This window comes from Bradyrhizobium ingae, from assembly GCF_055791185.1.
Genome location: NZ_JBVUBB010000080.1, coordinates 1 through 6,122 on the forward strand (window position 1 = coordinate 1; position 6,122 = coordinate 6,122).

Below are 6,122 nucleotides of genomic sequence, written 5' to 3' on the forward strand. Positions count from 1 at the left end.
CCCCCCCCCCCCCCCCCCCCCCCCCCCCCCCCCCCCCCCCCCCCCCCCCCTTTTTGGACGGCTCACTCGACCTCATCACGATGAGCCGGACGCCGCTGGAACTCGCCTGCGCCGCCAAGGCGCTGGCGCATTGGCTGGCCGCCGGCCTGCCACTGATCGTCGCAACCCCCGTGCTGGGCCTCCTGCTCAATCTCGACATGGTCGCAACCGGCGCGGTGGCCCTGACGCTGCTGGCGGGAACGCCGGCCCTGACCTTCACCGGCATGATCGGCGCGGCGCTGGCGGTGACGCTGCATCGCGGCGGCCTGTTGATGGCGGTCTTGGTGCTGCCGCTGTCGATTCCAGTGCTGATCTTCGGCGTTGCGGCCTCGCAGGCCGCGATCGTCGGGCCAATGTCGTTCGGCGCACCGTTCTCGATCCTGTGCGCGCTGTCGCTCGTCAGCCTTGTGATCGGCCCCTTTGCCGCGGCGGCGAGCCTCCGGCACGGATTGGACTGATCTTGACCCCGATCAACTTTCGCTTCGCACTTTCGTGCTGATTGCCTGCGGCCCCTCGCCATGATTATCAGGTGACCATGACGCTGATCGACCTCGCCAACCCCTCGCGGTTCCTTGCGCTGACGGCGCGCGTGCTGCCGTGGCTTGCGGGCGCGACCGTGATCCTGATGGCGCTCGGCCTCTATCAATCGGCGCTCGCGCCCGACGACTACCAGCAGGGCGCCACGGTGAAGATCATGTTCATCCACGTGCCGAATGCGTGGCTGTCGATGTTCGTCTGGGGCGTCATGAGCGTGGCCTCGCTCGGCACGCTGGTGTGGCGGCATCCGCTCGCCGACGTCGCCGCGAAGGCCGCCGCGCCGATCGGCGCTGCCTTCACGTTCCTCGCACTGCTCACGGGATCGCTGTGGGGCCGGCCGATGTGGGGCACCTATTGGGAATGGGACGCGCGGCTGACCTCGGTGCTGATCCTGTTCCTGATGTATCTCGGCCTGATGGCGCTGTGGCGCGCGGTCGAAGATCCCTCGCGCGCGGCGCGCGCAGCCGCGGTGCTGACGCTGGTCGGCGCGATCAATCTGCCGATCATCAAGTTCTCGGTCGACTGGTGGAACACGCTGCATCAGCCGGCCTCGGTGATGCGCATGGGCGGCTCGACGCTCGACCGCGCCTTCCTGATTCCGCTGCTGGTGATGGCGGTCGCCTTCACGCTTTTGTTCGTGACGTTGCACCTGGCGGCGATGCGCAACGAGATTCTGCGCCGCCGGGTCCGCTCCCTGCAAATGATGCAGGCGAGCCGCATGGCGTTTTCGAGAGACGCCGGCGCCGGTTTGCGTGAGGAAAACGCATCAAAAGAAGTCGGAGCAACATGACAATGTCGCTCGGCCCCTACGCGTCCTTCATCGTGACGTCCTATCTCGCCGCGGCCGTCGTGGTGGCGATCCTGATCGGCTGGATCATCCTCGACCATCGCAACCAGACACAGCGCCTGCGCGAGCTCGACAGGAGCGGCGTCACCCGCCGTTCGGGCCGCAGCGCAACGGAGTTGCGATGAGCGAGCACTCGACCTCCGCCACGCCGGCGCGCGGCACCTTCCTGGTGGTGCTGCCGCTGCTCGCCTTCATCGGCCTTGCGCTGCTGTTCTGGGTCCGGCTCGGCAGCGGCGATCCCTCACGCATCCCCTCGGCACTGATCGGCCGGCCGGCGCCACAGACCACGCTGCCGCAGCTCGACGGCCTGCAAGCAGGCGGCGCGCAGGTGCCGGGCCTCGACCCGGCCGCGTTCATTGGCAAGGTCAGCCTGGTCAACGTCTGGGCGTCCTGGTGTGTGCCCTGTCACGACGAGGCGCCGCTATTGACCGAGCTTGCCAGGGACAAGCGCTTCCAGCTCGTCGGCATCAATTACAAGGACACGCCCGACAATGCGCGCCGCTTCCTCGGCCGCTACGGCAATCCGTTCGGCCTCGTCGGCGCAGACGCCAACGGCCGTGCCTCGATCGAATGGGGCGTCTATGGCGTGCCCGAGACCTTCGTCGTCGGACGCGAAGGCAAGATCGTCTACAAGCTGGTCGGCCCGATCACGCCGGAGAATTTGCAGACCGTGCTGCTGCCGCAGCTCGAGAAGGCGTTGAAGGCGGGATCTTAGCGCGCATCTCTCGTGCTCCGGACGCTGCGCAACGCGCGAGCGGTGCGCTGCAGAGCCGGGGCCCATATCTCCACGACGCCAATTCTGGAGAAGAGAGCCTGGGTCCCGGCTCGCGCTTCGCGCGTCCGGGACATGCGACCTACCCCTTCCGCACGTCCCCCGCCTCCGCCTCGCTCGCCTCCAGCGAGACCGGCGCGATGTGATAGCGCTTGGTCAGCGGCATCTGCGCGATGGCAAAGATCATCGTCAGCGGCGTCACGCCGAAGACCTTGAAGTTGACCCAGAAATCCGTGCTCTGGGTGCGCCAGACGATCTCGTTCAAGACAGCCATGCCGGCGAAGAACAGCGCCCAGCGGAAGGTGAGGATGCGCCAGCCCTGCGGCGTCAGGTTGAACATCTGGTCGAACATGATGGCGATGAAGGAGCGGCCGAACAACAGACCGCCACCGAGCACGGCAGCGAACAGGCCGTAGATGATGGTCGGCTTGACCTTGATGAAGGTCTCGTCGTGCAGCACCAGCGTCAGCGTGCCGAACACCAGCACGATCGCGCCGGTGACCAGCGCCATGATCGGCACGTGGCGTGTCACCACATAGGAGGCGATGATCGCCGCCACGATCGCGACCATGAACGCGCCGGTCGCAGCGAACAGATTGAACCTCGAATTCACGAAGAAGAACACGAGCAGCGGGCCGAGCTCGGTTGCCAGCTTGAACAGCGGATGCGGCTGGGTCTTGTCCATTTCAACTCTCAATTCCGGCGATCGCCCGGGCGAAATCGCGCGCGGTGAACGGCGCGAGATCGTCGACGCCTTCGCCGACGCCGATGAAATGCACCGGCAGTTTGAATTTCTCGGCGAGCGCCACCAGAATGCCGCCGCGCGCGGTGCCGTCGAGTTTCGTCATCACGAGGCCCGTAACACCGGCCGTGCGATGGAACGCCTCGACCTGCGACAGCGCGTTCTGGCCGACGGTTGCATCCAGCACCAGGAGCACCGCGTGCGGCGCCGAGGCATCGACTTTCCGAATCACGCGCACGACCTTTTCGAGCTCGTTCATCAGCTCGGCTTTGTTCTGCAAGCGGCCCGCGGTGTCGATCAGGAGCACATCGGTTCCCTGCTCCTTCGCCGCCGTCAGCGCGTTGAAGGCGAGGCTTGCCGAATCCGAGCCCTGCGCACCTGATATGACCGGGGTCTTCGTGCGCTCGCCCCAAACCTTGAGCTGCTCGATCGCGGCGGCACGAAAGGTGTCGCCGGCCGCCAGCATCACCTTGCGGCCCTCGGAGGCGAACTTCGCGGACAGCTTGCCGATGGTCGTGGTCTTGCCGGAGCCGTTGACGCCGACCACGAGGATGACGAAGGGCTTTCTCGCCGCATCGATCTGCAGCGCCTTTGCGACCGGCGACAGCACCTTCTCGACCTCGGTCGCGACGACGTCCTTCACCTCATCCGCCGAGATCGCCTTGTCGTAACGTCCCGCACCGACCGCGTCGGCGATGCGCACGGAAACCTCGGTGCCGAGGTCGGCGCGCAGCAGCACGTCCTCGATGTCGTCGAGCATGGCGCGATCGAGCTTGCGCTTGGTGACGAGGTCGGCGACCGCGGTCCCGAGCGAGGCCGACGTGCGCTTCAGCCCGTTGGACAGGCGTCGCCACCAGCTCAGTTTGGGGGTGTCAGTGGTATCGTTCATGATGGCGTGTTAGCCGTTCCGGCTCCCAAACGAAAGTCTCCAACGAAAGTCCTGATATTGCTCGATGTTCCCGAGTTGACTGCGGATGAAATCATAGCGCGCGTGCTTCATCGCGACGGGTTGATGCTGGTGATCGACAAGCCGGCGGGCCTTCCCGTGCATCGCGGCCCCAAGGGCGGGGCGAACTTGGAAGCATCCTTCGACGCGCTGCGTTTCGGCCTGCCGCGGCCGCCGGTGCTGGCCCACCGGCTGGACAAGGACACCTCCGGCTGCCTGGTGCTTGGGCGCCATCGCAAGGCCACCGCCTCGCTCGGCCTGTTGTTCAAGCACGGCAAGATCGGCAAGACCTATTGGACCGTGGTCGAGGGCGGGCCGGCCGAGGACGAAGGCACCATCGATCTGCCGCTCGGCCGTCTCAACGCCGAGCGCGGCTGGTGGCAGAAGCCGGACCCGGAAGGCCAGAAGGCGATCACCAACTGGAAGGTGATGGGCCGGGGCGAGGGCGTGACCTGGCTCGCCATGGAACCGGTCACTGGCCGCACCCATCAATTGCGGGTGCATTGCGCGGCGCAGGGCTGGCCGATCGTCGGCGACAATATCTACGGCAACGGCCCGCGCTTCGGCGAGCCGCGGCTGCATCTTCATTCGCGCGAGATCGTGGTGCCGATCTCCCGCAACAAGGAGCCGGTGCGCGTGGTCGCCCCTGTGCCGCCGCACATGCAGGAGCGACTCAGCGCCTGCGGCTGGAACGGGGATTAGCGCCGCACGTTCGCTTAACCTCTCCCGCAAGCGGGAGAGGGAGTCCGCCGCCTTTGTGGCGGGAATCGAACCTGATCCCAACAGGCGCCGATGGTTTACGAAACGTTCAGTGCTCGCCTCTAATGATAGCGGTTGCTTAGAACAAGCTTCTTCGAACCGGCTCAGGACGAGCAACGCTTCATGCCGCAGGCCCAGCCATCGATCATCGACGAAGTCGAGAGTGCGATTCGCGCCGGCTCGGACGAGAAGCGCCTGGAAACGGCGCGGCGCGTCACCGACCTGTTCCTGTCCTCCGCCGGCAACTTCAATGACGAGCAGATCGCGCTGTTCGACGACGTGCTCGAGCGGCTGATCAAGACCATCGAGCTGCGCTCGATCGCCGACATGGGCGCGCGGGTCGCGCTCGCCGAGATCAGCGTGCAGCTTGCGCCGGTCGCGCAGGCGCCCCCATCCGTGATCCGCCGCCTCGCCGGCAATGACGAGATCAGGATTGCCGGCCCCGTGCTTCAGGAATCGGCGCGCCTCGACGAGACCGAACTGCTCAACATCGCAGCCACCAAGGGCGAGCAGCATCTGCTCGCGGTCGCGGGCCGCTGGTGGCTGAAGGAAATCGTCACCGACGCGCTGCTGGCGCGCCGCTATCCGAGCGTCAGCCGGCGCCTTGCCGCCAATCCCGGTGCCCGGCTTTCTGCGAGCGGCTTTGCCGTCATCGTCGGACAGGCCGAACAGGACCCCGAACTGACCGTGAGCGTCGGCGTGCGCGTCGATCTGCCGTCCGACCTGCGCCGGGAGTTGCTGCGCTCGGCAACCGACGCAGTTCGCACCCGCCTGTTGTCACGCGCGCCGCCACATCTGTTCGAGGAGATTCAGAACGCGATCGCAGCGGTCGCGACCGGCGTCGATCGCGAGATGTCGGGGATCCGCGATTTCGAAGGTGCGAAGCGCGCCATTGCCAAGCTCAAGGAAACCGGCCAGCTCAAAGAGGCAACGCTGCTCGGCTTTGCCGTACAGCGGCGCTATGAAGAAACCGCCGCTGCGCTGGCGGCATTGTCCGGATCCACCGTCGAGGTGATCCGGCCCCTGATGCAGAGCCTGCGCGATGACGGCCTGCTGGTGCCCTGCCGCGCAGCCCTGCTGAGCTGGGAGACGACCAGCGCCGTGCTGGAAAGCCGCTACGCCACCGGCACGATGAAACCCGCCGACCTCGCGAAGGCAAAGGGCCATTTCGCCAGGATGACGCCGGAGAATGCCCGGCGCACGCTCAGGTTCTGGCAGGTCCGGGCGTCGTAGGTAAAGGCGCCGCACCAATCCTCGGTGTCGTCCTGGCGAAAGCCAGGACCCATACCGCGAGGTCTATCGATCGCGGGCGGTCCTGGTCCCGAACGACCAATCGTCGCCAAACTTCTTCCCGGGGTGATGGTGTGGACGGCCCCCTACGGCATCAGTGTGCCAGAATGAGGTTGTCAGAAACTCATTCACAGGAGCCGTCCGTGAGCCAGATTATCCGTATTGGGATGGATACGTCGAAGTATATTTT

8 protein-coding genes are annotated in these 6,122 nt (G+C 66.1%); 6 read left to right on the forward strand and 2 right to left on the reverse strand.

Going from position 1 to position 6,122, the window contains the following annotated elements; translation table 11 throughout:
* From ccmB to ACV1FX_RS41445, 4 genes are all read left to right on the forward strand, one after another.
* Positions 1-497: heme exporter protein CcmB (gene ccmB / locus ACV1FX_RS41430; RefSeq protein WP_473123236.1), on the forward strand; the 497-nt coding region annotated here is incomplete at its 5' end.
* 77 nt (positions 498-574) lie between these two features.
* Positions 575-1,366, forward strand: coding sequence for a heme ABC transporter permease (locus ACV1FX_RS41435; RefSeq protein ID WP_473123242.1), 792 nt, complete (start codon positions 575-577; stop codon positions 1,364-1,366).
* Positions 1,363-1,548 carry a heme exporter protein CcmD gene (gene ccmD / locus ACV1FX_RS41440; RefSeq protein WP_473123237.1) on the forward strand — a complete coding sequence of 62 codons (186 nt, stop codon included), beginning with the start codon at positions 1,363-1,365 and terminating at the stop codon, positions 1,546-1,548. The genes ACV1FX_RS41435 and ccmD overlap by 4 nt, the downstream gene beginning before the upstream one ends.
* Positions 1,545-2,138 carry a DsbE family thiol:disulfide interchange protein gene (locus ACV1FX_RS41445; RefSeq protein ID WP_473123238.1) on the forward strand — a complete coding sequence of 198 codons (594 nt, stop codon included), beginning with the start codon at positions 1,545-1,547 and terminating at the stop codon, positions 2,136-2,138. The genes ccmD and ACV1FX_RS41445 overlap by 4 nt, the downstream gene beginning before the upstream one ends.
* A gap of 139 nt (positions 2,139-2,277) precedes the next feature.
* Here the strand turns inward: ACV1FX_RS41445 and ACV1FX_RS41450 are convergent, their stop codons facing one another.
* Entirely contained in the window at positions 2,278-2,880 is a 603-nt protein-coding gene (locus ACV1FX_RS41450) for a septation protein A (RefSeq protein WP_254101838.1), read from the reverse strand.
* 1 nt (position 2,881) lies between these two features.
* A complete protein-coding gene (ftsY, locus tag ACV1FX_RS41455; protein WP_473123239.1) occupies positions 2,882-3,826 on the reverse strand; it encodes a signal recognition particle-docking protein FtsY in 945 nt (314 codons plus the stop codon).
* A 57-nt stretch (positions 3,827-3,883) separates the two neighbouring features.
* Between ftsY and ACV1FX_RS41460 the strand changes: the two genes are divergently transcribed.
* Positions 3,884-4,585, forward strand: coding sequence for an RluA family pseudouridine synthase (locus ACV1FX_RS41460; protein ID WP_473123240.1), 702 nt, complete (start codon positions 3,884-3,886; stop codon positions 4,583-4,585).
* 180 nt (positions 4,586-4,765) lie between these two features.
* Positions 4,766-5,875 carry a DUF2336 domain-containing protein gene (locus ACV1FX_RS41465; protein ID WP_473123241.1) on the forward strand — a complete coding sequence of 370 codons (1,110 nt, stop codon included), beginning with the start codon at positions 4,766-4,768 and terminating at the stop codon, positions 5,873-5,875.
* Positions 5,876-6,122 lie beyond the last annotated feature (247 nt).

Excerpts from the sequence above, each read along its gene's own strand:
- ACV1FX_RS41435 (WP_473123242.1), top strand. The coding sequence starts at position 575 with ATGACGCTGATCGACCTCGCCAACCCCTCGCGGTTCCTTGCGCTGACG.
- ACV1FX_RS41445 (WP_473123238.1), top strand. The coding sequence starts at position 1,545 with ATGAGCGAGCACTCGACCTCCGCCACGCCGGCGCGCGGCACCTTCCTG.
- ccmD (WP_473123237.1), top strand. The coding sequence starts at position 1,363 with ATGACAATGTCGCTCGGCCCCTACGCGTCCTTCATCGTGACGTCCTAT.
- ftsY (WP_473123239.1), bottom strand. The coding sequence starts at position 3,826 with ATGAACGATACCACTGACACCCCCAAACTGAGCTGGTGGCGACGCCTG.
- ACV1FX_RS41465 (WP_473123241.1), top strand. The coding sequence starts at position 4,766 with ATGCCGCAGGCCCAGCCATCGATCATCGACGAAGTCGAGAGTGCGATT.
- ACV1FX_RS41450 (WP_254101838.1), bottom strand. The coding sequence starts at position 2,880 with ATGGACAAGACCCAGCCGCATCCGCTGTTCAAGCTGGCAACCGAGCTC.